Origin of the sequence: Acinetobacter sp. 1294243 (assembly GCF_000588015.1) — a bacterium.
GTDB lineage: Bacteria > Pseudomonadota > Gammaproteobacteria > Pseudomonadales > Moraxellaceae > Acinetobacter > Acinetobacter pittii.
In genome coordinates, this window is sequence record NZ_JFXG01000005.1 from 158,922 (window position 1) to 185,482 (window position 26,561).

At 41.0% G+C, this 26,561-nt stretch carries 23 protein-coding genes, 4 tRNA genes and 1 riboswitch; of the genes, 14 read left to right on the forward strand and 13 right to left on the reverse strand.

The features are described from left to right. Nucleotides 1-601: 601 nt before the first annotated feature. The 6 genes from J655_RS12550 to J655_RS12575 all read left to right on the forward strand — a co-directional run bounded on the left by J655_RS12550 (nt 602) and on the right by J655_RS12575 (nt 6,445). Nucleotides 602-3,922 carry an Rne/Rng family ribonuclease gene (locus tag J655_RS12550; RefSeq protein WP_005079240.1) on the forward strand — a complete coding sequence of 1,107 codons (3,321 nt, stop codon included), beginning with the start codon at nt 602-604 and terminating at the stop codon, nt 3,920-3,922. Nucleotides 3,923-4,113: 191 nt separating this feature from the next. After that, the gene (locus J655_RS12555; protein ID WP_005079242.1) at nt 4,114-5,955 is read left to right on the forward strand and encodes a long-chain-acyl-CoA synthetase; all 1,842 of its coding nucleotides are present in this window, start codon (nt 4,114-4,116) and stop codon (nt 5,953-5,955) included. A 120-nt stretch (nt 5,956-6,075) separates the two neighbouring features. Further along, a tRNA-Lys gene (locus J655_RS12560) sits at nt 6,076-6,151 on the forward strand. Between the two features lie 22 nt (nt 6,152-6,173). Further along, nucleotides 6,174-6,249: transfer RNA gene (locus J655_RS12565), tRNA-Lys, on the forward strand. A gap of 22 nt (nt 6,250-6,271) precedes the next feature. Next, a tRNA-Lys gene (locus tag J655_RS12570) sits at nt 6,272-6,347 on the forward strand. 22 nt (nt 6,348-6,369) lie between these two features. Beyond that, a tRNA-Lys gene (locus J655_RS12575) sits at nt 6,370-6,445 on the forward strand. Between the two features lie 63 nt (nt 6,446-6,508). Here J655_RS12575 and J655_RS12580 read toward each other — a convergent pair. After that, nucleotides 6,509-7,405 carry a LysR family transcriptional regulator gene (locus J655_RS12580; RefSeq protein ID WP_005079244.1) on the reverse strand — a complete coding sequence of 299 codons (897 nt, stop codon included), beginning with the start codon at nt 7,403-7,405 and terminating at the stop codon, nt 6,509-6,511. A 112-nt stretch (nt 7,406-7,517) separates the two neighbouring features. Here J655_RS12580 and J655_RS12585 point away from each other — a divergent pair, with 112 nt between their 5' ends. Then, nucleotides 7,518-8,273, forward strand: coding sequence for an SDR family oxidoreductase (locus J655_RS12585; protein WP_005079248.1), 756 nt, complete (start codon nt 7,518-7,520; stop codon nt 8,271-8,273). Between the two features lie 45 nt (nt 8,274-8,318). Here J655_RS12585 and hemW read toward each other — a convergent pair whose 3' ends face one another. Continuing rightward, the gene (hemW, locus tag J655_RS12590) at nt 8,319-9,473 is read right to left on the reverse strand and encodes a radical SAM family heme chaperone HemW (RefSeq protein WP_005079251.1); all 1,155 of its coding nucleotides are present in this window, start codon (nt 9,471-9,473) and stop codon (nt 8,319-8,321) included. A 116-nt stretch (nt 9,474-9,589) separates the two neighbouring features. Between hemW and J655_RS12595 the strand changes: the two genes are divergently transcribed. Both J655_RS12595 and abeM read left to right on the forward strand, forming a co-directional pair. Further along, the gene (locus tag J655_RS12595) at nt 9,590-10,051 is read left to right on the forward strand and encodes a DMT family transporter (protein ID WP_005065993.1); all 462 of its coding nucleotides are present in this window, start codon (nt 9,590-9,592) and stop codon (nt 10,049-10,051) included. Between the two features lie 32 nt (nt 10,052-10,083). Next, the gene (gene abeM, locus J655_RS12600) at nt 10,084-11,430 is read left to right on the forward strand and encodes a multidrug efflux MATE transporter AbeM (RefSeq protein ID WP_005079254.1); all 1,347 of its coding nucleotides are present in this window, start codon (nt 10,084-10,086) and stop codon (nt 11,428-11,430) included. Nucleotides 11,431-11,463: 33 nt separating this feature from the next. Here abeM and J655_RS12605 read toward each other — a convergent pair whose 3' ends face one another. Both J655_RS12605 and J655_RS12610 read right to left on the reverse strand, forming a co-directional pair. Next, nucleotides 11,464-12,714 carry an acyl-CoA dehydrogenase family protein gene (locus J655_RS12605; protein WP_002115020.1) on the reverse strand — a complete coding sequence of 417 codons (1,251 nt, stop codon included), beginning with the start codon at nt 12,712-12,714 and terminating at the stop codon, nt 11,464-11,466. 32 nt (nt 12,715-12,746) lie between these two features. Then, entirely contained in the window at nt 12,747-13,994 is a 1,248-nt protein-coding gene (locus J655_RS12610; RefSeq protein WP_002114788.1) for an SfnB family sulfur acquisition oxidoreductase, read from the reverse strand. A gap of 256 nt (nt 13,995-14,250) precedes the next feature. Between J655_RS12610 and J655_RS12615 the strand changes: the two genes are divergently transcribed. The 3 genes from J655_RS12615 to J655_RS12625 all read left to right on the forward strand — a co-directional run bounded on the left by J655_RS12615 (nt 14,251) and on the right by J655_RS12625 (nt 16,487). Next, the gene (locus J655_RS12615; RefSeq protein WP_002115159.1) at nt 14,251-15,549 is read left to right on the forward strand and encodes an ABC1 kinase family protein; all 1,299 of its coding nucleotides are present in this window, start codon (nt 14,251-14,253) and stop codon (nt 15,547-15,549) included. A 101-nt stretch (nt 15,550-15,650) separates the two neighbouring features. Next, the gene (locus J655_RS12620) at nt 15,651-15,905 is read left to right on the forward strand and encodes a type B 50S ribosomal protein L31 (RefSeq protein ID WP_005079257.1); all 255 of its coding nucleotides are present in this window, start codon (nt 15,651-15,653) and stop codon (nt 15,903-15,905) included. A 249-nt stretch (nt 15,906-16,154) separates the two neighbouring features. After that, nucleotides 16,155-16,487 (forward strand): HopJ type III effector protein, encoded by a 333-nt coding sequence (locus J655_RS12625; protein WP_005079259.1) that lies wholly within the window; start codon nt 16,155-16,157, stop codon nt 16,485-16,487. A 502-nt stretch (nt 16,488-16,989) separates the two neighbouring features. On the opposite strand, the gene crcB is transcribed toward J655_RS12625, so the two are convergent. From crcB to J655_RS12645, 4 genes are all read right to left on the reverse strand, one after another. Next, nucleotides 16,990-17,370: a fluoride efflux transporter CrcB gene (gene crcB / locus J655_RS12630; protein WP_002115071.1), complete on the reverse strand. Its 381-nt coding sequence runs from the start codon at nt 17,368-17,370 to the stop codon at nt 16,990-16,992. 124 nt (nt 17,371-17,494) lie between these two features. After that, a riboswitch (Fluoride riboswitch) is annotated at nt 17,495-17,561 on the reverse strand. Nucleotides 17,562-17,606: 45 nt separating this feature from the next. Beyond that, the gene (locus tag J655_RS12635; RefSeq protein ID WP_005079262.1) at nt 17,607-18,017 is read right to left on the reverse strand and encodes a GFA family protein; all 411 of its coding nucleotides are present in this window, start codon (nt 18,015-18,017) and stop codon (nt 17,607-17,609) included. A gap of 78 nt (nt 18,018-18,095) precedes the next feature. Beyond that, nucleotides 18,096-19,301 (reverse strand): TIGR03862 family flavoprotein, encoded by a 1,206-nt coding sequence (locus tag J655_RS12640; protein WP_032052427.1) that lies wholly within the window; start codon nt 19,299-19,301, stop codon nt 18,096-18,098. Beyond that, complete coding sequence (locus tag J655_RS12645; RefSeq protein WP_080632758.1) at nt 19,291-19,929, reverse strand: SAM-dependent methyltransferase; 639 nt, start codon at nt 19,927-19,929, stop codon at nt 19,291-19,293. Before J655_RS12645 ends, J655_RS12640 begins: the two co-directional genes overlap by 11 nt. A gap of 87 nt (nt 19,930-20,016) precedes the next feature. On the opposite strand from J655_RS12645, the gene J655_RS12650 reads away from it, so the two are divergent. Beyond that, nucleotides 20,017-20,211, forward strand: a complete 195-nt coding sequence (locus tag J655_RS12650; RefSeq protein WP_002114956.1) for a DNA gyrase inhibitor YacG — start codon at nt 20,017-20,019, stop codon at nt 20,209-20,211. Here the strand turns inward: J655_RS12650 and J655_RS12655 are convergent. From J655_RS12655 to J655_RS12675, 5 genes are all read right to left on the reverse strand, one after another. Further along, entirely contained in the window at nt 20,208-20,852 is a 645-nt protein-coding gene (locus J655_RS12655) for an MBL fold metallo-hydrolase (protein WP_005045031.1), read from the reverse strand. The genes J655_RS12650 and J655_RS12655 overlap by 4 nt on opposite strands. 23 nt (nt 20,853-20,875) lie before the next feature. Further along, complete coding sequence (gene hemH, locus J655_RS12660; protein WP_005079270.1) at nt 20,876-21,892, reverse strand: ferrochelatase; 1,017 nt, start codon at nt 21,890-21,892, stop codon at nt 20,876-20,878. Between the two features lie 73 nt (nt 21,893-21,965). Further along, on the reverse strand, nt 21,966-22,970 hold the full coding sequence (locus J655_RS12665; protein WP_016806053.1) for a DUF4062 domain-containing protein: 1,005 nt from the start codon (nt 22,968-22,970) through the stop codon (nt 21,966-21,968). Nucleotides 22,971-23,087: 117 nt separating this feature from the next. Continuing rightward, nucleotides 23,088-23,954, reverse strand: coding sequence for a glutamate racemase (gene murI / locus J655_RS12670; RefSeq protein WP_016806054.1), 867 nt, complete (start codon nt 23,952-23,954; stop codon nt 23,088-23,090). Between the two features lie 46 nt (nt 23,955-24,000). Beyond that, a complete protein-coding gene (locus J655_RS12675; RefSeq protein WP_005079276.1) occupies nt 24,001-24,612 on the reverse strand; it encodes a DUF1285 domain-containing protein in 612 nt (203 codons plus the stop codon). Nucleotides 24,613-24,799: 187 nt separating this feature from the next. On the opposite strand from J655_RS12675, the gene J655_RS12680 reads away from it, so the two are divergent. Beyond that, nucleotides 24,800-26,512, forward strand: a complete 1,713-nt coding sequence (locus tag J655_RS12680; protein ID WP_005079278.1) for an electron transfer flavoprotein-ubiquinone oxidoreductase — start codon at nt 24,800-24,802, stop codon at nt 26,510-26,512. The last annotated feature ends 49 nt before the right edge of the window (nt 26,513-26,561 follow it).

The following is a 26,561-nucleotide window of genomic DNA, read 5'->3' on the forward strand; positions in this document are numbered from 1 at the left end:
GCGCACGGATACCGCCGTAAGTGAACATCTAATAGGGAATTTCCCTGATTGAAACCTCAATCAAAATGATGCTTTCATCACCAGCTCGGATTGGTCCTAAAGAATTATGCCGACGCCGAAGGCTTATTATATCGGCAAAATGACAAACTGTTGCGTTTAATTCAGTTTGTTCAAAAAAATATGTTACCAACTCTAGTTGGTTATGGAACGTAAACTGATACACATCAGACAAATCGCTCCTTAATGTTGCCTTCAGGCTAAAGCGTTGATGCATTGGAACTGCCGAAAGCACCGATACGATGAGCATTCCGTATCAAACTTCCAAAAAGAAGTCACTTCGCGCCCAATGACAGTGAAAGTCATTAACCAATGCACCGCTCCCCCGCCAGTGAAGCACTAAGGAAGTCCGATTTAAAGGTTGAAGCAGTATTGCCTACATCACAGACGAGAATCGAAGCTAAGGCTAAATGTAGCCGGTAACAGATGACTCAGACCACAAATATTTTGAGATCTGGGAAATGATCCGTCATGTTCGATGTTCGTTCAGAACCTTTAAGTTTGTGCGATATGTTTGTGTGGGTCACTATTAGGTGTCACACCCATGAAACGTATGTTGATTAATGCAACTCACGCAGAAGAAGTCCGCGTTGCACTTATCACTGGTAATCGTCTTTACGATTTTGATTTAGAGAATCGTACCCGAGAACAGAAAAAATCCAATATCTATAAAGGCCATGTAACCCGCGTAGAACCATCTTTAGAAGCTGTTTTTGTTGAATACGGCGCAGGCCGTCAAGGCTTCTTGTCTATGCGCGAAATTGCTAACAGTTATTTCCAAGCAGACCCACGACAAACTTCAAACATTCGTGAACTTATCACTGAAGGTACTGAATTACTTGTTCAAGTCGAAAAAGAAGAACGTGGCAATAAAGGTGCAGCTCTTTCTACCTTTATTTCACTTGCAGGACGTTATTTGGTTCTTATGCCAAACAACCCGAAAGGTGGCGGTATTAGTCGTCAAATTTCAGGTTCTGTACGTGAAGAGCTAAAAGAGATTCTAGCTTCTTTAAATTTACCACGTGGTATGAGCGTTATTGTACGTACCGCTGGTATTGGCCGTACCCAAGAAGAATTACAGTTAGACTTACAGCATTTGCTTGACCTTTGGGCACAAATCCAAGGCACAGCAAGCTCTGGTCCTTCTCCAATGCTGGTTCATCAAGAAGCTGGTGTTGTTACTCGCGCTATCCGCGATTATTTACGTGATGATGTTGCAGAAATTTTAATTGATAGCGAACAGGCTTATAACGAAGCTTATAACTTTGTTAAAGCAGTGATGCCTCGTCAATTAGACAAACTTAAAACTTATACTTTAAACGAGCCATTGTTTGCTCATTTTGGTATTGAAAGTCAAATTCAAACTGCTTATGAACGTGAAGTAAAACTTCCTTCTGGCGGTTCAATCGTGATTGACCAGACCGAAGCTTTAGTTTCAATCGACATTAACTCTGCGAAATCGACTCGTGGACATGACGTTGAAGAAACTGCGCTTAATACTAATTTAGAAGCAGCAGAAGAAATTGCTCGCCAACTTCGTCTTCGTGACATTGGTGGTTTAGTTGTAATCGACTTCATTGATATGACTAAAGAGCGCAACCAACGTATGGTTGAAGCAAAACTTCGTGAAGCAACTCAAAGCGATCGCGCACGTATTCAGTTTGGCCAACTTTCTCGTTTTGGCTTAATGGAAATGAGCCGTCAACGCTTACGTCCATCTCTTGAAGAAGCAACAGGTTATGTGTGCCCACGCTGTCATGGTACAGGCATGGTTCGTGACTTACGCTCACTTTCGCTTTCTATTATGCGTAAAGTAGAAGAGATCGCGCTTCGTGAACGTCATGGTGAAGTTCAGGTTGAAGTTCCAGTTGAAATTGCAGCCTTCTTGCTTAATGAAAAACGCCATAGTTTGGTGTATTTAGAGCAAACTTCTAGTGTTCGTGTGACTGTTTTGCCTCACCCGCACTTAGAAACACCTCACTACGAAATTCAGTACAATCCAGATGGATTTGCCCCATCTAGCTACGAACGTACTGAAGCAACTCGTTCAAGTGAAAAAGAGTTAGGTTATGAATCTTCTGAATGGCATTTAGAAGAAGCTGATCATGGCCATACTCATGCAGCCCCTGCTGCCAATAACGCAGCTAATCAAAAGAAAGTAAATCAAGCGGCTCAACCTGCTGCTCAGGCAAGCGCTCAAAAAGCAGCAAGCCCATGTGCATGGTTAGAAAACCTTTTTGTTCAAAAACAAGCTCAAACAGTTGATCAATCTCGCTCAGCACAAAATGCTGCTGCTGCAATTGAACAAATGGTGAATACAGGCGCTGTTAGCCGTGGGCAGTTTGGACAAGTTGTAGCACCAGCTGTTGCTGAAGTTACTTCGGCTCCATCTAACAATGCTTATATTTCTCAATCTCCTGTTAAGCAGGAAGCACGTGAGAATGTTGAAAAAGACGATAAAGTACAACAGCAGCGTCCAAACAACAAAAAACGTAAGCACAAAGAGCAACGTGAACAACATCAGCACCACCACAATCAAGAACCACAGCAACAACAGGTTCATGAAGAGGTTGTACAGTTATCACGCCAAGAGCAACGTGAATTAAAACGTCAACAAAAGCGTCAACAGCAAGACCAGCCGCATGCACAACATCAAAATGATGGGCAACAAGCTGAACATGCTGTACCACGTCGTGACCGTAATAACCAACAACGTCCAAACCGTCCGAATCGCCACCGCGATCCAAGCGTATTAAATGAAAATCAAAATACGCCGGCACCAGCAGTTGTTGATGAAAAACAAATTAAGGTTGATTTGATTGATGCTCCACAGCATGAAGTCATGAATACAGCCTTAGTCATCAATGTTGATCAAGCACAAAGCGAAATTATTGCTTTAACGCCTGAGCAACCTATTGAACGCCCTGAAAAAGCACCTGTTGTTGAAGCTACTCAAGAACCAGCTCCAGCACCAGTTGTGGCAGTGGAAGAGACGGTAACTGCTGAAGCAGAAGTTCCTCAACCAAAGGCTGAGAAAACTCAACCGCAAATTCAACGTGCAAGTAATGATCCTCGTATGCGTCGCCGTGAACAACGCAATGCAAAACGTGCTAAAGCTGCTGCACCATCAATTGCCCCATCGCAAATTCCAACGTTGGCGCAATATACAATTGGTAGCTTGATCCGTCATGTTTACGGTGAAGACTGCACAGTACTGATTGAACAGTTTGGTTTAGTTCCAACATTCAATCGTGCATTGCAAAAATTTGCAGAGCAATACGCAAGTACTCTAGTGACTGAAGTCGCAACTGAAGCTGAAGACAAAAAGCCTGTTACTCGTGATGCCGAGCTTCCAAGCAATAAGCCTTCACAAGAAGCAGAACCTGCGCCAGTACTTCCATTGACGCCACCAAAAGAAGCGACACCACGAGTTGCTAATGATCCGCGTGAACGCCGTCGTTTAGCGAAACTTGCAGCTGAACAAGCTTTTGAGCAAGTTAAACAACATTCTGCACCAGAAGAAGCTGCCCCTGTAGCTGAGACTGTGCAAGAAGCCGTTGTTGCTCCTACTGCTGAAACACAAGCACCTGTTGAATCAAAACAACAACCGCTTGAGCTTGATCAGCAAGTTGAAGTAGTAGCTAATGTAGAAGAGACACCAGCTGAACCTGTAGTAGAGGCTCCGGTTGCAAAACAGCCAAAAGCAGCTGCAAAAGCCAAAGCAGCTACAGAACAAGCTGTAGAGCCAACTGAAGCTCCTGCCGAGAGTGAATCAGAAGATTCTAAAGCTGATAAGGACAAACCAAGTCGTCCTCGTCGCCCTCGCGGCCGTCCACCAAAGAAAGCAAATCCTGTAGCTGAGTAAATCATTTGCTCAATTGCAGCTAATTTAAACAAACCTAGTCATTTCGATGACTAGGTTTTTTTTGTTATTTTTAACCAATTAGGTTGATTGCACTAGAAGAAAAGTTTTAAAAGCATGGTGAACCATGAAAAATACTGTACTTTTGCCAACGCAACCTTTTTTGGATTGATCGAAAAATAAATAGGATTGATATGAGCCAGACAACACAGACCGATATCATTACGCTTGGGGATGTTGCCACTAGACTTCCTAGCTTCATTCCCAAAGTACCCCATATCCTGAATGGTCTTAAACAGGCTTATTTAAGAACAGCAAATACACCAACTGGATTAGGTGTAGCTTTTGAGAAAGCTGTTAAGCGAAATCCGAAAGGTATTGCTTTATTATTTGAAGATCAAAGTTACTCATATGAAGCTTTAAATGAATGGGCTAACCAGATTTCTCACTATTATTTATCTCTCGGCGCACGTAAAGGTGATGTGATTGCCGTAATGGTTGAGAACCGTTCTGAGCTTATTGCCACTATTGTGGGCTTAGCTAAAATTGGGGTAACGATTGCGCTTGTAAATACATCTCAAGTCGGTAAAGTTCTCGCTCATAGTATCAATCTTGTAAAACCAATTGCAGTCATTGCGGGTGAAGAAGTTCGTGCTGCAATTGATGAAATTCGTCAAGACTTAAACGTTCCTAAAGACCGTTTTCACTGGTTTGCAGATCAGACTACTCGTCAAGATGCAGGAACGGCACCTCAAGGTTATGCCAATCTTGCAATAGAAATTGATCAATTCCCGAAATTCAATCCATCGACCACACACTCTGTTCATGGTAATGATGGTCTGTTTTATATTTATACTTCGGGAACAACAGGATTACCAAAAGCAGTTATTTTTAAACATAGTCGCTGGACACTCGCATATGGCACTTATGGCCACATTTTAAACCTTGGCCCAAATGATGTGATGTATGTCACTTTACCGCTGTACCATGCAACAGGTGTGGTGGTGTGCTGGTGTGGAGTGATTGCAGGAAGCTCTACGCTTGCCATTCGACGTAAATATTCAACCAGTGCTTTCTGGAAAGATGTTCAGAAGTTTAATGCGTCTGCAATCGGTTATGTAGGTGAACTTTGCCGTTACTTAATGGATGCTCCAACTACAGAGCTTGACCGTGCTCACCGTGTAACCAAAATGATTGGTAACGGCATGCGTCCGAACATCTGGGATAAATTCAAACAGCGTTTTGGTGTTGAAGAAGTTCTTGAACTTTATGCTTCAAGTGAAGGCAATGTCGGCTTTAGTAATATTTTCAACTTTGATAATACGGTAGGCTTCTCCCCTATGCCGTATGCAGTCATTCAATTTGATAAAGAAAAGAATGAGCCTGTACGCGATAAAAATGGCTGGTGCAAAAAAGTTAAAGCAGGTGAAGTCGGTTTATTGGTAGGTAAAATTACCAGTCGCTCTCCATTTGATGGCTATACTGACCCAGAAAAGAACAAATCTGTGATTCTGCAAGATGTCTTTAAAAAAGGTGACTCATATTTCAACACAGGTGATCTTGTTCGTAATATTGGTTTCCGTCACGCTCAGTTTGTTGACCGCTTAGGTGATACCTTCCGCTGGAAAGGCGAAAATGTATCTACCACAGAAGTTGAAAACATGGTGTGTGAATATGACAAGATCGCTGAAGCTGTGGTTTATGGCGTAGAAATTCCAAATACCAATGGTCGTGCAGGTATGGCAGCAATCACACTTGCTGATGGTGCTGAATTAAATGACACTGACTTAACAGAAATGGTGACTGTATTTAAAAAATGCTTACCTGCTTATGCGGTACCAGTGTTTTTACGTATACAGGCTAAAGTTGAAACCACAGGTACTTTTAAGTACCAAAAGAATAAATTGAAGGAAGATGCATTTAATCCAAGCAAAACTTCTGAACGTTTACTCGCTTTATTGCCTGGTGAAAGCAGTTACTGTGACATCACAACTGAAATTTTTGACAACATTCAGGCATATAAATACCGTTTTTAGTTCATTTTTTAGCTAAACAAGAGGAAATCGTGCTTTTTATAGGCAATCATGCAAATGTTTTTAAATTTCCTCTTGTGTTAGTTGAATAACTTGCTAAAATACGCGACATCAAAACGATACGGGTCGTTAGCTCAGTTGGTAGAGCAGCGGACTTTTAATCCGTTGGTCCCGCGTTCGAGTCGCGGACGACCCACCACTTATCTGTTTTGAACCTATTTGGGTCGTTAGCTCAGTTGGTAGAGCAGCGGACTTTTAATCCGTTGGTCCCGCGTTCGAGTCGCGGACGACCCACCACTTATCTGTTTTGAACCTATTTGGGTCGTTAGCTCAGTTGGTAGAGCAGCGGACTTTTAATCCGTTGGTCCCGCGTTCGAGTCGCGGACGACCCACCACTTATCTGTTTTGAACCTATTTGGGTCGTTAGCTCAGTTGGTAGAGCAGCGGACTTTTAATCCGTTGGTCCCGCGTTCGAGTCGCGGACGACCCACCAAATTCTAAAAAGCCTCTCAGTTCGAGAGGCTTTTTTTATTGTTAATGTATTTTAGTTTTATGACTAAAAGATGACGATGCACTTCTTATATAGAACATCCCTAGCCCATTCCATAAAGATTTCCAAACGTTTAGGAATATAACTCCGGTTCGGATATAAAATATTAAGTGGAAGCGATTGAGCAGTATAGGCGCTTAGTACTTCAACTAAAGTTCCCTGCTCGATTTTATCCTGAACATCGTAGTATGGAAGTTGAATAATTCCCAAACCTGCAATAGCCGCTGCAATATAGGCTTCCGTATTATTCACGCTTAAAGCACTATCCATCATCACAGCTCCATCTTGATATGAAAATACGCCCTGTTTTTCTCCTACGGCTCCCGCATAGTTAATGAGTTTGTGTTGAGATAGATCTTCTAATTGTTCAGGAATACCGTACTGTTCTAAATAGTCAGCACTTGCACAGTTCACCATAATCAAGTTACCAACGAACTTCGCAATTAAACTACTATTATCTAGCTGCCCCACCCGAACAACACAATCGATTCCTTTCTCGATTAAGTCAGTGATGTCATCAGAGCTATGAAGTTGTAAATGGATATCTGGATAGCGACTATAAAAATCGGGAAGTTCAGGAATAATCACTTGGTGTACGATTCGGCTGGGCATTGAAATTTTTAGCGTGCCACGGTAATGCTGCTTTTGTGCCTGTATAAGCTGTTCGAGCTGTTCATAATCAAATAATAGATTTTGACACTCAGGTAATATTCGTTGTCCATCTTGAGTGAGACTTACTTTACGCGTAGTACGATGAAATAAGCGTACTCCATAGTGAGTTTCTAACTGTTGAATAGCACTCGTTACTGTCGAGCGAGGTAAATCAAGCTGATTTGCCACTTCACTAAAGCTTTGTCGTTTAGCGACTTCTGTAAAAATAAAAAATTGCTGCAACCGATCCATTTAATTGTTCGTATTTTTTGAATAGTTAAACCAAACTAGCATAATTGATCAAAAATTACCGCCAATCTAGACTAAAAACACATTAAAACAAGTCATCATAGGAACAACCATCATGACAACTCATACTCTGAAAGATAAAGTTGTACTGATTACGGGCGGTGCAAAAAACTTAGGTGGACTGATTAGCCGCAGGTTTGCAGAACAAGGCGCAAAAATTGCAATTCACTACAATAGCGCTGAAACTCAAGCAGATGCAGAACAGACACTTGCAGATGTAACAGCATTCGGTGTAGATGCCGTTTTAATTCAGGCAGACCTAACGGATATTGATAATATCGAAAAGCTATTCTTAGACACTAAGCAGCATTTTGGCGGAATTGATATTGCCATTAATACAGTTGGAAAGGTTTTAAAGAAATCTTTTTTAGATACCACAGAACAAGAGTTTGATAGCATGAGCGATATCAACTCAAAAATTGCCTATTTCTTTATTCAATCGGCAGGTCGTCATTTAAATGACGGCGGCAAGATTTGTTCAATCGTGACTTCTCTTCTTGCAGCCTACACTGGACTCTATTCAACCTATGAAGGTTTAAAAGCACCTGTTGAGCATTACACACGTGCTGCATCAAAAGAATTTGGTGATCGTCAGATTTCTGTGACTGCTGTTGCACCTGGGCCTATGGATACACCTTTCTTTTATGGTCAGGAATCTGCCGAAGCAGTGGCTTACCATAAATCAGCTTCAGCTTTAGGTGGACTCACCAAAATTGAAGATATTGAACCTCTAGTTCGCTTTTTGGTAACTGATGGTTGGTGGATTACAGGACAGACTATTTTTGCAAACGGCGGCTATACCACTCGCTAAAATAAAAAAAGCCGCATCTGATGACGCGGCTTTTAGTTTGTTTAATTATAAAAACTCTTCAAGCACTGAGTTTAAGAAAATATGGCCTTGCTCCGTACAGGCTAAACGGGAAACATCATCTACCAGTAGTTTTCTAGCTCGTAGAGAAGTGAGTACTTCATTTAAGTGACCCAGGCTTAAACCTGTACGCTGCTCATATAACTCAGCTTTTACACCATCATTTAGACGTAAAGCATTCATCATAAACTCAAAAGGTAGCTCTTCTGCCTCAATCTTTTTCATTTGCAAATGTTCGGCTGGAACCTTAGCCAAATAGTCTTTTGGCAAACGAGTCTTTTGGAAACGATATACACCATCTGGTCGGATTACTTTGCCATGTGCCCCTGCACCAATCGCAAGGTAATCACCAAATTCCCAATAATTTAAATTATGAGCTGAAGGCTGCTCTTTACGCCAAGCCGACACTTCATAATTTATAAAACCATTGGCTTTTAGATAAGCTTCACCCTGCTCTTGAATATCTTCTAACACCTCATCTTGAGGTAAAACGGGCTGCGTACGGAAGAATATGGTGTTTGGCTCAATAGTCAGTTGATACCAACTGATATGTGTCGCGCCATGCTCTACAGCCATCTTTAAATCATAAAGTGCTTGCTCTAGCGTTTGCTCAGGTAGGCCATGCATTAAATCGACATTAACTCGCTTAAAGCCTGCTTGTCGTGCCTGCTCAATTGCATCCATAGCATTGTTGACTGAATGAATACGCCCAAGCTTTTGCAAGTGCTCTGTATTAAAAGTCTGCACACCAATCGATAAACGGTTAATACCTGCTTCTAAATAGCCTGCAAACGGATCATGTTCTAGTGTTCCGGGATTTGCCTCTAGGGTGATTTCACAGCCATCTTCAAATTTGAGCAATGACTTAAGCTGTTCAAACAGCCACGCATAGCCTTTAGCAGAAATAAGTGAAGGCGTTCCACCACCAATAAATACACTATGAATTGAACGTCCCTGAGCCATCTCAACTTGAGTTTCAAAGTCGGCCACCAACGCCTTTAAATAGGTTTGCTCGAGTTCTGCCGAAAGCGCTCCATCTGGTACGGCATGCGAGTTAAAGTCACAATATGGACATTTACGCACGCACCAAGGCATATGGATATATAAAGATAAAGGAACAGAAGCAGGATTTAATACGGCCAAGGAGCAGGTCCAATTTACACAATATTTCTATTTTAACATGACTGCATCAATGGGCTTATGAAAACATACCTTAATTGCTTTAGACTGTTTTTAAACATACTTAAATATTGATAAAAATGATGAAATTCTCTAGTCAACTTTTCCTGATCTTACCTCTAGCTATGGGAATCGGTGTTGCCATGGCTTTTCAGACTGCAATCAATGCTCAACTGCGCGAGCAACTACACTCACCGTTGCAAGCAGCTTTATTATCATTTTTCATAGGTACTATTGTTTTAGCCGTTATGGTTTTTTTCCAAAGTGCCGAAAAGCCCTCTTTAAGTGAAATATCAAATATTCCATGGCTTCTTTGGACAGGAGGATTCCTTGGGGTTTATGCAATTAGCATGAGCATTTATACTGCACCTAAACTTGGTTTTTTAACCTTTACAGGGCTAGTCGTTTTTGGGCAATTGCTCATTTCAATGTTGCTTGACCATTTTGGTTGGTTAGGTACAGAAAAGACACCTGTTACATGGCAACGGTTTCTGGGTGGCGTGATCATCTTTGTCGGTGTGTTACTCACTTTGCAACGTTAGCTTCATTTTTATATTTAAAAAGAGTACCTTTTGTGTCGAATGTCACATCTTTTCGGTCTGAATTAAAACAACTCTTCCACTTAATGCTACCGATTTTAATTACCCAGTTTGCTCAAGCGGGATTTGGGTTAATTGACACTATTATGGCTGGGCATTTATCTGCAACCGATTTAGCAGCAATTGCGGTAGGTGTGGGCTTATGGATCCCAGTCATGCTCCTGTTCAGTGGCATTATGATTGCAACTACACCTTTGGTCGCTGAAGCAAAGGGCGCAAGAAATACAGAACAAATTCCTGTCATTGTTCGTCAATCCTTATGGGTCGCCATCATTTTAGGCGTAATGGCTATGCTCATTTTGCAGCTTATGCCGTTTTTCTTACATGTGTTTGGCGTACCAAAAAGCTTACAGCCTAAAGCAAGTTTATTTTTACATGCGATTGGTTTAGGCATGCCAGCTGTGACCATGTACGCAGCCCTACGCGGTTATTCTGAGGCTTTAGGCCATCCACGTCCTGTAACGGTCATTAGTTTACTGGCCTTAGTGGTTTTAATCCCTTTAAACATGATTTTTATGCATGGATTAGGGCCAATACCTGCATTAGGTAGCGCAGGCTGTGGTTTTGCAACCTCCATTTTACAGTGGCTCATGCTAATTACTTTAGCTGGCTATATTTATAAAGCTTCGGCTTACCGTAACACGTCTATTTTTAGCAGATTCGATAAAATTAACCTGACTTGGGTAAAAAGAATCTTACAGCTTGGCCTACCCATCGGTTTAGCCGTGTTCTTTGAAGTCAGTATTTTTAGTACAGGTGCATTGGTACTTAGCCCACTAGGTGAAGTCTTTATTGCAGCGCATCAAGTTGCAATTTCAGTTACCTCTGTGCTGTTTATGATCCCGCTTTCACTTGCGATTGCCCTGACCATTCGTGTGGGAACCTATTATGGTGAAAAGAACTGGGCTTCGATGTACCAAGTCCAAAAGATTGGTCTAAGCACGGCAATATTTTTTGCCTTATTGACCATGTCTTTTATTGCTCTAGGTCGTGAACAAATTGTCTCGGTTTATACTCAAGATATAGATGTAGTTCCTGTTGCCATGTATTTACTCTGGTTTGCAATGGGTTATCAGCTGATGGATGCATTGCAAGTGAGTGCCGCAGGCTGTTTAAGAGGGATGCAAGATACGCAAGCACCGATGTGGATTACACTCATGGCATATTGGGTGATTGCTTTTCCTATCGGACTTTATTTAGCACGTTATACCCATTGGGGTGTAGCTGGCGTATGGTTAGGCTTAATTATTGGTTTAAGCATTGCTTGTGTTTTATTACTTTCAAGGCTTTATTTAAATACCAAACGTTTAAGCAAAACCTAATAAAAAAGCCGATTATTCATCGGCTTTTTTATTTTATGCAGACTTGGCTCGCGGGCTTGCTCCAATTTGCCAGACAAAGGGCAAATCGGTACGGTTTACTTCCCAATCTCCAATCACCTTTTCTTTATAGATGAGCGGATTATGTGAAGACACCGTTCGAGCATTACGCCAGAAACGGTCGAGTTGTTTGACCTGACTACTTGCTGACGCGCCCAAAGCATTAAATAATTGGCTGGTTAAGTCGAGTACCAAATTAGAAATCACCACCTGTCCTTGCGCCGACTCAAGCTCTGCATCTACATTAAACTGATGTTCTTTCACCTCTAACTCACTAAAGTGACTTTCATAAGCCTTCTGCAATGCTTCAGCTGTTTTAATCGTAATTGCTAGACTTCCGTAAGCTTGAGCAGAGGCTTTACCCACCACCTGTAAAACTTGTGGGTCATGACGAACAATGTCTCCATTACCATGACTAAAAATACGTTTTCTCTCACGAATCTCCTGACTAAAAGTTTCTACTGCCGCATGTGCAATACCCGTTAAAGTTGCAAGATGGACGACTTGATAAAAAGCAGTTTGATATTTAAAACGCTGGTCAAATGGAATAAGGTGCGAAGCCGGCAAGTGAACCTGATGTACTTTTAAAGTACCGCTACCCGTCGTCTTTTGACCAAAGCCATCCCAATCATCAATCACACTCACGCCTGTTTCATGGCGATAAATAGCAGCAATCACATGGCGGTCATTTACTTCATCGTAAGCAAATAAATCGATCCAGTCAGCAAAGATACTTCCCGTTGAATAGTACTTTTCACCATTCACTACCAAGTTGCCCGAAGCATCTTTGGTTACTCGTGTAACGACATCACCGATTTGCACATTTCCAACTTCGGTCCATGCATTCCCAACTAAATCACCTTGTACAAAACGCTGAAACCAAACCTCTTGTGAGTGCTCTTTATGGGCAACTAAGCGGTCTTCAACAAAAGCGAAGTGTCCACGCAAAGCTTGCACAATATTCGAGTCTGCTTGTGCTAACTCTGCTAAAAGCTGGAAAAGTTGCGGTAATGACACCCCATCTCCACCATATTTAACCGGAACACGTACCGCACCTAACTTGAGTTCTTTTAACCACTGAATCGGTTCAAAAGGCAAGATTCGTTCTTTTTCTCGCTGAATTGCACCTTGGGCAATTTTTTCAAAAACTGGGCGAAATCTACTTGCGACCTTTTCATAATCGGCGCCTACAGATAGTTCTTCTAATTCAATTTGGGTAATCGTCATCTTTATTCTCCTAATCTTATTTTTTCTTCACTTTAGCTCCATGCATGACGAGGTGGATGGATGCCATTGAGGTAGTAATTACCGACAATGTGATATTTCCAACGCACTGGATCATGCAAGGTATGAGTACGCGCATTACGCCAATGGCGGTCCAGATTAAGCTCAGACAAGGTTGACCGTGTTCCAGACAACTCAAAAAGCTTATTCGCTGCTAAAATCGCAACTTCTGTAGTGAGTACTTTTGCTTCAGCAACCAGTAATGTGGCTTGGTTTACATGCTCTTCTGTCGTGTCGGCAATCGCTTGATCAATCGCATCTCCTGCTAAATCTAATACCGCTTCTGCCGCACGAAGTTTTATTTTTAAATCACCAATGTTTGCAATCGTATAGGGATCATCACTCGCTTTTTCCAAACCTGAATCGACCCATGCACGACTATGATTTTTGACATAGTGAATTGTTTCTTCAATTGCGCCACGTGCAATACCAGCATCAACAGCAGCTTGAATAAATTGTGAAATTGCACCTGCTGGGGTAGGACGCTCAAAAGCCTGATAAATCGGAATTAGATATTCTTCACGTACTGGAACTTGATTAAGTTCAACGGTTCCACTGGCCGTGGTTCTTTGCCCGAAACCAGACCAGTCATTAATAATATTCACCCCTGAAGTTTCCCGAGGAACTAGCGCCGCATAAGGTTGCCCCTCTTCATTTACAGCGACAATAGGAACCCAATGCGCAAGCAATGCACCTGTTGCAAAAAACTTCTTGCCATTAATTTCATAACCGTGCTCGGTCTTTCGTAATGTGGTAGTGAGGTCAGCCACCGTTTTGCTATGTTTTTCTGAAAAGGCATTGCCAAAACGAATCCCTCTCAACACTAAGTTAAAGAAAAATTGTTGTTGTTCTGGGCCTGCATCAAGGCGTAAATGTTCAATAAAAGCCAAGTGATTTTGAGGAAGCTGTGCAAGAGATGGGTCAACACTCGCAATTGTTTTGATGACCTCAGCCAAGGTTCGATATTTAACTTGGGCACCACCAAATTGCTTGGGAACCGTAATAGCCCATAAGCCACTTTGTGAGAACTGTTGAATTTCGTTTAGAGGTAAACGGCGCTCTTTGTCTCGCTCAGATGCTTCTTGTGCAAACTCTTGAGCAAGTTGTTTGGCAAGCTCAATTGCCTCTTCATCAGAACGAATAATATGCGCATCTTTTGACTGCTCAAACACAGATAAAGGAACCGCCTGAGACCGCCCATGGGCCGAACTTAAACTTGTCATAACTTTTGTTATCTCTATTTTTATTTAACCTGTCATTCACATTACCACCAAAAAAACAGGCACTTTATAGATATTAAAGCTTTGTTTATGAAATGGATTTTCACAAGCTTTTCATATTTTTTACTATAAAAATAACATTTTGTTTTTCGAAAAATTTCTTACATGAGATAAACAATTTCATATAGGCTTTTTAAGCTTTGTCACCTATGATCAAAACTAGGCAATATTATGTTGTAGTCAATGAGGTATCGAAGATATGGCAAAGAATGCAAGTTCACCCGGCAAACGATTTATGAAACTTGCAGGAATGACCGCGAGCATTGCAACGAAAACCGTTTCTAACTCGATTCGAAACTTGACCGCAGATGAAGAACAAAAGCTGGCTTCAAAAACCAAGTTATTTCAGGATATTGGTTTGCAAATTGCCGACACCTTAGGCGAAATGAAAGGTGCCGTCATGAAGGTCGGCCAAATTGCATCACAATATAAAGATATTTTCCCACCCGAGGTCGCTAAAGCAATTTCTAAGTTACAGCGCCAAGCTCCACCTATGCCCTTTGCTGCTATTCAACAACAAGTTGAACGTGAGCTTGGAAAGCCGCTGAATGTTGCCTTTAAATCTTTTGATCAAGAACCTTTTGCAGCTGCTTCAATTGGACAAGTTCACAAAGCTGTCTTGCCAAGTGGCGAGCAAGTTGTTGTTAAAGTGCAATATCCGGGTGTTGATGAAGCCTGTGAAAGTGACTTAAAACAAGTACGTTTGGCACTTCGTTTAATGGGTGTGCTTAAAATTGATAAAAAGCTACAAGATCAGCTTTTTGCAGAGATTCAAGATAGTCTGTCAGCAGAGCTTAACTATGAAATCGAGGCTCAAAACCTTGAAGTTTTCAAAACATTTCATAGCCAATTAGATGACAAAATTATCATCCCGACTGTTTATAAAGATTACTCTTCAAGACGTATTTTAACCTTGAGTCTCGAACAAGGTGACAGCATTGAAACTGCCAGCGCTTGGCCTATCGAAATTCGAAATACCATTGGACGCCGCTTGATTCGTGCTTTAGGTCAGGAAATGTTCTTTTTAAAACGTTTTCACTGTGACCCTCATCCGGGTAACTTTGCTTTCCGCCAAGATGGCAGTGTCATTATTTATGACTATGGCAGTGTTAAAACGCTTTCAAATGAAATCGTGCAGCACTTTAAACGCTTAGTAAATGCAGCTCGCCATGAAAATATCGATTTGATCGAAACAGAATTATTTGAACTACATTCACTTGCTGAAAAAGGCAAATTCCCGAGTGATCTATATAAACTCTGGATTGAAGTATTGTTACGTCCGCTTACCACCACTTATAATTTTGCAGAGAACTCATCACATCATGATGGCATGTTACTTGTGAAAAAATCTTTGAAGTATTGGGATGTCTTTAAACCATCACCAGATACTTTAATGGTCAACAGAACCATTTCAGGACATTACTGGAACCTGATTCACTTAAAAGTTCATGACAATCTAAACGATCTATTTGAAGAGCTTGTTCCACCTTCTAACTAACTTAATTTACTGATCAGTGTAGCCTTTTATGGGTTACATTGACTTTTTAATTGTTATGTTATAACATTTCTTTAATCAAAAATAATTTAGGACAATCTCTCATGCGTAAAGATATTCATCCTGCTTATCAACAAGTGTTATTTCATGACACCAATGCAGACGTGTACTTCTTAATTGGTAGTACTCTTCAGTCTAAACAAACCAAAGAGTATCAAGGGAAAGTCTACCCTTATGTCACTCTTGATATTTCAAGTGCATCACACCCTTTCTACACAGGTGAAGTACGTCAAGCAAGTAACGAAGGCCGTGTAGCAAGCTTCAATAAACGTTTCGCTCGCTTTACTCGTAAGAGTTAATCTTGCGTTAAGATTTGACCAATACACTTAAATCATTGGAAGCCTGAGACTATCTCCTCCACTTAGGCTTCTTTTTTTATGTGTATTTTTCATCATTTATAAACTGTGTATAAAAGAAAACTTATCCACAAGTTGTCTAAAAACACTTCTGATTTTTTTCAATAACTCCTCAATTTTTATAATTGCCAAGCTTTCAAAGCATGTATTCAATGCTATGCTTAAGCCCCATTTGATAGGAAGTTTAAGATTATGGCACAAGAGTTACTTGCCCAATTACAAGCAGGCACAGCAAAATTTTCAGACGTTTTAGCTCATATTGAAGCACGTTACCAACATACTCCAACGGCTTTTCAAAATGGTGCACAGCATAACGCTGCTACTGAAAATCAAGGCAGTGCAAAAGTTTTCTCTTTTGCCAAGTTACAAGGGTTAGACCAAGCACAAACTTTAAGTTTATTTGCAGAGCACTACGCATCTGTATTAGCTACCCCAGAGGGAACTGACCACCCAAATATTCGTCAGTTTATGCAAAATGGTTGGGATGGTGTGAAGTTTGAAGGTCAAGCTTTAACTGAAAAGTAATAGATTTAAATAAATAATAGAAACGACTTAATTTTTATTATGAGCATTGCCTTAAATGGAAGTGATATCCAAATGATGGATTGTATAGGCTAAGCTTACTTTTCAAGGATGAAAAGTAACAAAAATCCTTTGTTGCGCTGATGCTACATCCATGTAGCACAGCGAAACGACGGCATCCATGCCGTCTGTCACGATAGTAAATGCCTTATTTTTCTTAATTATTTTATTAGCCCCTTACATTCGATACGCGATAACGTCATTCGCAGCCTGCGTGGTGTCAATAAAAGATCGTTTTTGCAAAGCATAAGATAAATGGATTCAGTGAACAGGTTCTGCGAATGACAGATGCCTTTGGTTACTTTGGGCAAAACCAAAGTAACTTAATTAGCTGCTTCCATTAGATAACTCAACGATAAGACTCCGTCGTGAAAATCCTACCCAACACTCAACTTCGATGAGCTCTCACAACTTGAAATCATGGTCAATTCTTAAATATAAAAACTCAATGCCCCGCTACCCAATGATAAGTCGCTAACCCCAAACACGTAAAAATTAATGATCCAATTAAATGGATGGAAATCCCCAATATCGCCATACCCAACTTACCACTTTGTAATAAAGTGACGATCTCAATCGAGAACGTTGAAAAGGTAGTTAAAGCACCACAAAAACCAGTAATCACAAAAAGCTTATAGTTCGGACTTAAATCACTTTGAGCAAAATAGGCAACTGCAAAACCAATAATAAAACCACCGACCAAATTAACAGTGACGGTACCCAGTGGAATTTGCGGGTAAATCGGGTTAAGTTTTAAACCTAAAAACCAACGCAACCATGCCCCTAGAACTGAGCCTAAAGCAATTGAAAGTAGAGAGTAATACATAGGACCACCCCTTTAGATAGACGCTAAAAGAGCAAAAAATAATGAAGGGAAATATGACACAGCGTACTCCAAAAATAAGCAGAGTACGCAATAACCTACGTACCCAGCGATATAAATACATGAGGGTAACGTAGGCATCATTAGCCAATACGGCGGTTTTTCAAGGGAAGAATGCCATCTCCCTGTTTTAAGTATATTAGATCATCTTGAATTTGATTTAAACATACTTTTTAAAATCATGGACGTTCATCGTATTGCGGTAAATTGTCACAAATACTTTCCCATTCAGCCTTAGAAGCAGCAAATATATGCATTGTCGGCTTTTTGTCTAGTGGTGTATCAAGTGTCCCAATTCTTAAGCGATATAATTCAGGCTGAGCATCACGCGAGCTAATAAGCGGTGAACCACATTCGCTACAAAACCAACGATATACCCCGTTCACAGCAAATTTTTTGACAAGGTCTTCACCTTGGGTAATTTTAAAATCTGTACTTTTAACAGGAGCGTTCGTTGCAAATGCTGTTCCATTGGCTTTTCGGCAGCGTTGACAGTGACATTGAATAATATCTCCGATATCGCCTTTAATTTCATAGCGAATACCCTGACATAAACAACTTCCTTGATAAACTGATGATGCTTGAGACATGTTCTCGTAAATCCTATTATTATTGATCGCTCAAAAATAACACTTTTCACATATCAAACATAGCACCAAATTATCCTGTTATTTCTCTAAGAATGAATGCACCCCTTCACCAGCCGCTCGCCCTGTAGCAAAGCATGCTGTAAGTAAATATCCACCCGTAGGAGCATCCCAATCGAGCATTTCACCACAGCAAAAAACACCTGAGGTTTGTGTAAGCTCTAAGCTTTGACTTAATGCATTCTGCTTAACACCACCAGCACAGCTAATCGCTTCTTCAATGGGTCTAAACCCCTCTAGCTTAATTTGAAGCGCTTTGATGCGCTGAGCCATAGCCTCTGGTTGGTTCCATAGTGCTTTATCAACAACTTCTCGAATTAAGTTAATTTTGGCCGTGTCTAAGCCTGCTTTACGCCAGATATTAGTGAGCGATTGTTTTTTACCAGCCTGCAATTTTTTAATTAACTGTGAGAACTCTACATCAGGCAATAAATCTAAAAACAAATTTAAGCTTTGCCCTTGTTTTTGTTGTTCTCTTAAGGCACGTCCAAGTTTATAAATAACACCACTTTCTAAACCATAGTGAGTAATCACAATATCGCCATGAGTAATCTGGCTAGGATCAACCCATGCATTGATACGTTTTAAAGGTTCACCAAAACAGCTTTCCATAAAAGCTGACCAAGTGTGAAGTACACCTGCATTACTTGGCTGGAAAGGTTCAATATTGGATTGATCCATCCATTGCTGCCAAGCACCATCACTACCTAATTGTGACCAAGACACAGCCCCACAAGCCAATACTACTGCATCGTATTGCTGGGTAAAGGTTTCAGTGCTTTGATTATTTTGGTTTTCTAAAGTTACCGTTGTGCCTTGCAAATTAATACAACGATGACGATAAAAGAATTTAACATGCTGTTCTGCCAAACGTTTTAGCCAAGCACGTAATAGAGGTGCCGCTTTCATTTCGACAGGAAAAATACGACCTGAAGTACCCACATAAGATTCAATTCCCAGATTTTCCATCCAGTTTTGAATCCAGACTGCATCCCACTTTTCAACCCACGGTTTGAGCCATTCTGCATGGTCATAGCGCTCAATAAACTGCGCTAATGGTTCAGCATGCGAGATGTTTAACCCCGTTTTACCTGCCATCAGAAACTTACGTGCAGCTGAAGGCTTTTGCTCGTATACATCAATCTCATAAGCATATTGGCTCAGTCCCTCAGCTGCCATTAAACCAGCCGGCCCCGCACCAATAATGGCAACCCGCTTATTCGCCATGCACTTGACCTTGTAATGGGGTAAACCCATCAAAACGTGTGCTGTAACCTTCAGGTTTAGTGATCACAAGCTGTTGGCAAAGTTCTCCACGTTCCAAATACTTAATTTCAAAATGAGTACGTGCAGATGTTTGAGCAATTTTTTCTTTTTGGTAAGGCAGCTTCCAGACATTAATTAATTGTTGTTCAGCTTCTTCAATATATTCAGGAATATTACTTGCCAAAGTAATGGTTCCACCTGTTTGCAGACGAGAGATTAAGAACTCAAAAAATGGCATATTCAACCAGCGCTGTGCTGGATTATGGGGTTCTGGGTTTGGATAGAGAATAAAGAAATGTTCAACTTGAGCAGGATGTAGTGCATGTACCACCCACGGTAAAGCATCTGCATGTACAGGAATTAAATTATCTCTTGGTTCCAGACCATGCTGTTTTTGCATTGCCAAGAATTTTTCTCGGGTTCGTTCAATTGCATACAATGTGTGCTGCGGCTGTTGCCCGCTAAAAAGCAAAGCATGTTTACCCTTGCCCGCTCCAATTTCTACACAAATCGGGGTATTTTCAATTGGGGTAAAATCGCGAGGCGCTTGCATACGTTGTGCTTGAAATTGACGAATCTGCATAATCACATCAAACTAAATAAAAATCGGCATAAGTCTAACAAGTCACCTGACTTTTGCCTAATCTATTTCTCTTCACTTTGAGGATATCGCTTTATGCCACGTACATTCCCCTGCCCACGTTGTGGTGAACCAAGTGTTTGGGAAGGTAATGAATTTCGTCCATTTTGCTCTGAACGCTGTAAATTAATTGATTTAGGTGCTTGGGCAAATGATGAGTATAGACTGCCTACCCAAGATGCGCCTCAGCATAACAAGGGTAGTCAAAATGAAGATGATTACGAGGATTAACCTGCTTTACCCGCGACAAACGGGTTAAATTGTTTTTCATAGCCAATGGTACTCATCGGACCATGTCCCGAAATAAACTGAGTATCATCTGGCAAACTAAAACACTCTCGTTTAATCGATTCAATCAACTGATCATGGTTTCCACGTGGGAAGTCTGTTCGCCCAATCGAACCTTTAAACAGAACATCGCCTGTCCAAAGTAAGCCATGGTTTTTATTATAGAAAACCACATGACCTGGCGTATGCCCCGGTGCAAAGCGTACTTCAAATTCATCTTCGCCCAGTTTTAGTACTTCACCACCTTCAAGCCATTGATCGACTTTGACAGGTTGTGGAATTGGAAAGCCATAACGTGCTGATACTTCCTGAATCATGTCTAGCCAGAACTGATCTTCTTTGTGTGGACCAATAACAGGAACGCTCCATTCTTTGGCAAGCTCGCCTACTGCTCCTGCATGATCTAAATGCCCATGAGTTAGCCACAGAGCCTTCACTTTTAGACCTAAGGCTTCAACTTCTTTTTTCAAAACAGCAGCATCACCACCCGCATCAATCAAAACTGCTTCTTTCGTTTCACTGTCCCAAACAAGGGAACAGTTTTGAGCAAATGCAGTAACTGGAACAATTTTGACTTGCAGCATAAGAACCTCTGGCTAAAACGCAATTAACGGTGGGCTAAGGTATAAGTAAGGGCATCAAGATTAGCCTGAACTAACCCTGCAAGCAAATCAATATGAGCCTGATCACTATTTAAAGCAGGAATGTAAGAATAGCTTCCGCCACCCGACTCTTGAAACAACTCAGCATTTTGTATAGCTAACTCTTCAAGTGTTTCCAAGCAATCAGCAGAAAAAGCTGGACTTAATACCTGTACTGACTTAACGCCTTGCTTCGCCCAATCTTGTAAAAGTTGGTCTGTATATGGTTTAACCCACTCTTGTTTTCCAAAACGTGACTGAAAGCTAATCGCCCATTCATCATCTTTCAAATGTAAGGCTTCAGCTACTAACTTTGCTGTGATGCGACAACGGTCTGCATACGGGTCGCCTTTGTCTGCATAAGGCTGTGGAATACCATGAAATGACATCAACAGTTTTTCAGGCTTACCATGTTGCTCTTGATAAGCTAAAACACTTTCTGCCAATGCCTGAATAAACATTGGATGCTGATAGTAGTCTTTAATAATCGTTAAACCCGGCAAGTTCCGCTGAGCTGGAATCCACTTGGCAAATGCATCATATAACGGCGCTGTAGACGTTGCGGAATATTGAGGAAATAAAGGCAATAAAATGACATGCTCTTGCGGGTTAGTCGCCAATTTTTCTAAAACTGCGTCAATACCCGGATTACCGTAGGTCATCGCCGGTATCACGGTTAAATCAAACTGATTATTTTCTCGCTGCAAATAAGCCTCAATACGTTGAGTTTGCTCAAACACAATTTCACGCATCGGCGAATCTTTTGACCATACCGAAGCATAAGCATGTGCTACCCTTTTTGGGCGAAAAGGTAAAACAAACAGATTTAAAATAATCCACCAAATGAATTTCGGTATTTCAATTACACGTGAATCAGATAAAAACTGCTTTAGAAAACGGCGAACCGCAGGAACAGTGGCCTCATCCGGTGTACCTAAATTCGCTAAAATGACTGTGACTTTCGGTTTTTGTTCAAACGACATGTGTAAATGCCTTTCAATTCATCTTATGTCACTAATGTAACAGCTTTTATTGTCATATATAAATTGAATCGCTCTAAGCTTTTAATCGAATGCCCCGATGATTCCATTTATAGCTAAGTAATAACTTTTGAGCTTTAGCTGTGACTTTCCATAAGCTATAGGATTGTTCAGTCTGAATTGGAAGAATCCAGCCCTGTGACTGCATTTGCTTTTTAATCCGAAATAATGCCTTATGGTTAATCTGAGCGCAGGCAACAGCATGAGCACGAGGTAACTCCTGACGAGCATCTTCTAGGCCAGCCTGATTCAAATATTCATTTAAACATGTCCCAAAATTCTCTTCTGGTGTCGCTGTTTCAAACTGCTTTGCCAATATGCTTAACAACTGCGACCAAGTCATTTGTCGTTGTCGTTTAAGCTCTTTAAAATTCCCATCCTGAAATGCTTGAATTTGATATTCAAATGCAAAAACGTCTTGGGGAGCAACTTCGTTTACTTGAGCTGATGATTCTGCTAATTGTTGTTCTAACTGTAAAATTTTACTTTTTAATAACTTAATTTCATCTTCTAAGTGATGAGCCTGATGAGCAGGAACCCAACCTTGTCCTATATGCTGTTCAACCATTAAAGGCATATTTAAACGGACAGCCAGCTCTAGTTCACGTGGAGTTTTAAAGTAAAAAATATGATTTACATCAAGTAGTAACTTTTTTCTAAATGCGAGAAATTTATCTTTAAGCTGTGGATGTGTTTCTTGTAAACGTATTTCACGACTTTCGGGCTGCTCATGCATGAACACAATAATAGGTTTAGCCTGACTTAACGCATATTCATACTCTAAAGATAAATAACTCACACCAGAAATCGACTGCTCTCCATACTGGCTGCCTAAAAGTAGGATTACATAATCACATTCATCAATTTGTCGACGTGCAAGTGTAGTGGTGAGGGGTGTTCGATGTTCTAATCCCCAAGCAAAGAAACCCATCCCTACCAAGGTTTGAGACAGAATCATCCGCTCTGGCTGCATGTCGCGGCCAGATGTTGAAATAAAAATCTGATAGCGTGTATCGAGCATAATAATACCCTTTCGCCCCATGATCTGTCCGTGACTTAATACCAGCCAAGATCATGAACCGCCCCAAATAAAATAATAAATCTAAAAAAACACTACTTTCTAAATGATGCAAAAAGATCAGTTCAGATTATGAAGTGTCCAAGTTAACTCTTGTGGAATCATATGTTGTAAAACAGGTTGCAGTGCCTCAGCATTATTACCGCTGACATAACATTCAATACGTGCAACATTCTGACCTATTTGGTCACATAATAACTCATTTTTTATTAAAATACGGGCTGTTTGTCGGGCAACTGCCAATCCAGAATCAACCAGTGTGAATTGGTTATCAAAAAGATGATGGATTGCTTGATTTAAGAAAGGATAATGCGTGCAACCGAGCACTAAATAGTCGGCACCTTGCTCAGCAGCAGGCTGTAAAACTTCTTTTAATGCCTTTAAACATGTCTCACCCATTTGCTGACCTGCCTCGACACAAGGAACAAGTTCAAGGCTGGTTAAAGTCATCACTTTAACGCCCGCCGGAACAGCAAACTTTTCGACAACATCTTTAATGAGTTGGCCACGAAAAGTAGCCGGTGTCGCCAATACTGCAACTACTTTAGAACGAGTCTGTAATACGGCAGGTTTTAGGGCCGGTACCAATCCAACAATTGGAAAGTGTTCTCCATAATGCTCACGCAAATGATCAAGGCTAAATGCGGAAGCCGTATTGCAGGCTACGACTGCAATTTTACAACCTTGACGATAGAGCCAATCAACAGCACGAGCCGTGAGTTCTCTAATTTCTTGATCAGAGCGAGGACCATAAGGAACGTAGGCAGTATCGGCATAATACACAATACGTTCATTTGGTAAATATTTGGCAATTTCTGCTGCAACTGACATCCCTCCAATTCCCGAATCAAAAATACCAATTGGGGCATCTGCTGATGCTTTAGGCATAGGTTCTAGCTCGGAAAATAAAGGTTGTATGGCGGTCATAGCTGTACTGAAGTGTCAGAAAATTTCACTCCCTAAAGCTTAAACCTCAAGTGCCTAATTGCAAGAGCAAATTACCACTTTTTAGCTCTAAAATGGTTTCACCTTTATCGTTTTCAATTAGTGTCCCATAGTTCACCAAATGATAGAAAGCTTGACGTTGAATCAGTGCATTAATCCCAAAACGGACATGCACATAAGGACGCAACTCTCCTGCATATTCACGCATAAAAATAGGATGTTCTGCATCAACCAAAATTACATCTTGGTTAGTGGTGGTCAGTTGTAAAAACTGCTCACCTGAAATTGCGACCTGATCTGCCTGATTGACTAATAAAGGTTCATCTTCAACTTCGATTTCAATTTGTTCTACAGGGGTTTTCAGGTAGAATTTGCCTTCTTCTTTCCATAGGACTTTGGTAAACAGATCTAATAGAGCTTGGCGCTTGATTAATTGACCTTCGTGCCACCATTCTCCATTGGATTTCACCGTCAAATCCATTTTGCCGCAATGCTTTGGATGCCACTGCTCTAAAGGTGGAATTGACCTTTTGTGACTTTGCTGTACACCTTTTAAGTATTGTGCAATGTTCATTAAGTTTTTATCATCAGATAACGGTATTTTTCCCATATCCGATGGTGAATTATTTTGATTTACCATAGTTTATGCCTTGCTGACGAAAAAATGTTACGACTCAGCCAATTGGCTAGATCATGGTTTAAAACTATACTAGCCCAAACGATAAAAGGCACAATAGCATATTTGCGCCTATGGATTAAAACACTCACGGCAGCACCGAATTATCTGAATATGACGGTTGCCACCTTTAAGTATTGAGGAGTCCTACATGGAACACATCGAACGTGAATCGATGGAGTTTGACGTTGTCATCGTAGGTGCAGGACCTGCAGGTCTATCTGCTGCGATTAAGATCCGTCAATTAGCGATTGAAAAAAACTTACCCGATCTTTCTGTTTGTGTAGTTGAAAAAGGCTCTGAAGTAGGTGCGCATATCTTGTCTGGTGCTGTGCTTGAGCCACGTGCCATCAATGAACTTTTCCCGAACTGGAAAGATGAAGGCGCGCCTCTTAATGTCCCTGTAACTGAAGACAAAACATTCTTCTTACTTTCAGACACCACTTCTAAAGAAGTTCCTCATTGGATGGTTCCTAAAACCATGCACAACGACGGTAACTATGTGATCTCTTTAGGTAATGTGGTTCGCTGGTTAGGTCAAAAAGCTGAAGAGTTAGAAGTTTCTATCTTCCCTGGCTTTGCTGCATCTGAAGTGCTTTATCATGAAGACGGTACTGTAAAAGGTATTCAAACAGGCGACATGGGTATTGGTAAAGATGGAGAACCAACGCATAACTTTACTCCAGGCTATGAGCTTCATGCTAAATATACCCTCTTCGCTGAAGGTTGCCGTGGTCACTTAGGTAAACGCTTAATTGCGAAATACAACCTTGATAAAAATGCTGATCCTCAGCACTACGGTATCGGGATTAAAGAGCTTTGGGAAATTGACCCAGCAAAACATAAACCGGGCTTAGTCATGCACGGTGCAGGTTGGCCTTTAGCAGAAACAGCTTCTTCAGGTGGCTGGTGGTTATACCACGCTGAAAACAACCAAGTGACTTTGGGCATGATTGTGGACTTGTCTTATGAAAATCCACACATGTATCCATTTATGGAAATGCAGCGCTGGAAAACTCACCCACTAATTAAACAGTATTTAGAAGGTGGTAAACGTATTTCTTACGGCGCACGTGCGGTAGTGAAAGGCGGTTTCAACTCTCTTCCTAAATTAACTTTCCCGGGCGGTTGCTTGATTGGTGATGATGCAGGTTTCTTAAACTTTGCAAAAATCAAAGGCTCACACACTGCCATGAAATCAGGCATGTTATGTGGTGAAGCTGTATTTGAAGCGATTGCTGCGGGTGTAGAAAAAGGCGGTGATCTTGCGATTGCACGTGTTACTGAAGGCGAAGATTTATTCGTTAAAGAATTAACTTCATACACTGACAAATTTAACAACAGCTGGTTAAAAGAAGAGCTTTATAACTCTCGTAACTTTGGCCCAGCAATGCATAAATTTGGTCAATGGATGGGTGGTGCATTTAACTTTATCGACCAGAATGTCTTTAAAGTGCCATTCACTTTACATGACTTGAAGCAAGACTTTGCTGTATTGAAAACTGTTGATGCAACAAGCTTTAAGCCAAACTATCCAAAACCAGATGGCAAACTTACATTTGACCGTTTATCTTCAGTGTTTATTTCAAACACTGTACATGAAGAAAACCAGCCAGCTCACTTGAAGCTTACTGATCCTTCAATTCCAGTGAATGTGAACTTACCGAAATGGGATGAGCCTGCTCAGCGCTACTGCCCAGCTGGTGTTTACGAAATCATGGAAAATGATGATGGCTCTAAACGCTTCCAGATTAACGCAGCGAACTGTGTTCACTGTAAGACCTGTGATATTAAAGACCCATCTCAAAATATCACATGGGTAACGCCTGAAGGCGGCGGTGGTCCGAATTACCCTAACATGTAATTCCTTGCGCCGCTTTAGCCGCGGCTCATATCCTAATATGTAATAAAAA

Bases quoted from the DNA above. Each gene is read 5' to 3' on its own strand.
- J655_RS12550 (WP_005079240.1), top strand. From the start codon at position 602: ATGAAACGTATGTTGATTAATGCAACTCACGCAGAAGAAGTCCGCGTT.
- J655_RS12555 (WP_005079242.1), top strand. From the start codon at position 4,114: ATGAGCCAGACAACACAGACCGATATCATTACGCTTGGGGATGTTGCC.
- J655_RS12580 (WP_005079244.1), bottom strand. From the start codon at position 7,405: ATGGATCGGTTGCAGCAATTTTTTATTTTTACAGAAGTCGCTAAACGA.
- J655_RS12585 (WP_005079248.1), top strand. From the start codon at position 7,518: ATGACAACTCATACTCTGAAAGATAAAGTTGTACTGATTACGGGCGGT.
- J655_RS12595 (WP_005065993.1), top strand. From the start codon at position 9,590: ATGATGAAATTCTCTAGTCAACTTTTCCTGATCTTACCTCTAGCTATG.
- J655_RS12605 (WP_002115020.1), bottom strand. From the start codon at position 12,714: ATGACGATTACCCAAATTGAATTAGAAGAACTATCTGTAGGCGCCGAT.
- J655_RS12610 (WP_002114788.1), bottom strand. From the start codon at position 13,994: ATGACAAGTTTAAGTTCGGCCCATGGGCGGTCTCAGGCGGTTCCTTTA.
- J655_RS12615 (WP_002115159.1), top strand. From the start codon at position 14,251: ATGGCAAAGAATGCAAGTTCACCCGGCAAACGATTTATGAAACTTGCA.
- J655_RS12620 (WP_005079257.1), top strand. From the start codon at position 15,651: ATGCGTAAAGATATTCATCCTGCTTATCAACAAGTGTTATTTCATGAC.
- J655_RS12625 (WP_005079259.1), top strand. From the start codon at position 16,155: ATGGCACAAGAGTTACTTGCCCAATTACAAGCAGGCACAGCAAAATTT.
- crcB (WP_002115071.1), bottom strand. From the start codon at position 17,370: ATGTATTACTCTCTACTTTCAATTGCTTTAGGCTCAGTTCTAGGGGCA.
- J655_RS12635 (WP_005079262.1), bottom strand. From the start codon at position 18,017: ATGTCTCAAGCATCATCAGTTTATCAAGGAAGTTGTTTATGTCAGGGT.
- J655_RS12640 (WP_032052427.1), bottom strand. From the start codon at position 19,301: ATGGCGAATAAGCGGGTTGCCATTATTGGTGCGGGGCCGGCTGGTTTA.
- J655_RS12650 (WP_002114956.1), top strand. From the start codon at position 20,017: ATGCCACGTACATTCCCCTGCCCACGTTGTGGTGAACCAAGTGTTTGG.
- J655_RS12655 (WP_005045031.1), bottom strand. From the start codon at position 20,852: ATGCTGCAAGTCAAAATTGTTCCAGTTACTGCATTTGCTCAAAACTGT.
- hemH (WP_005079270.1), bottom strand. From the start codon at position 21,892: ATGTCGTTTGAACAAAAACCGAAAGTCACAGTCATTTTAGCGAATTTA.
- J655_RS12665 (WP_016806053.1), bottom strand. From the start codon at position 22,970: ATGCTCGATACACGCTATCAGATTTTTATTTCAACATCTGGCCGCGAC.
- murI (WP_016806054.1), bottom strand. From the start codon at position 23,954: ATGACCGCCATACAACCTTTATTTTCCGAGCTAGAACCTATGCCTAAA.
- J655_RS12675 (WP_005079276.1), bottom strand. From the start codon at position 24,612: ATGGTAAATCAAAATAATTCACCATCGGATATGGGAAAAATACCGTTA.
- J655_RS12680 (WP_005079278.1), top strand. From the start codon at position 24,800: ATGGAACACATCGAACGTGAATCGATGGAGTTTGACGTTGTCATCGTA.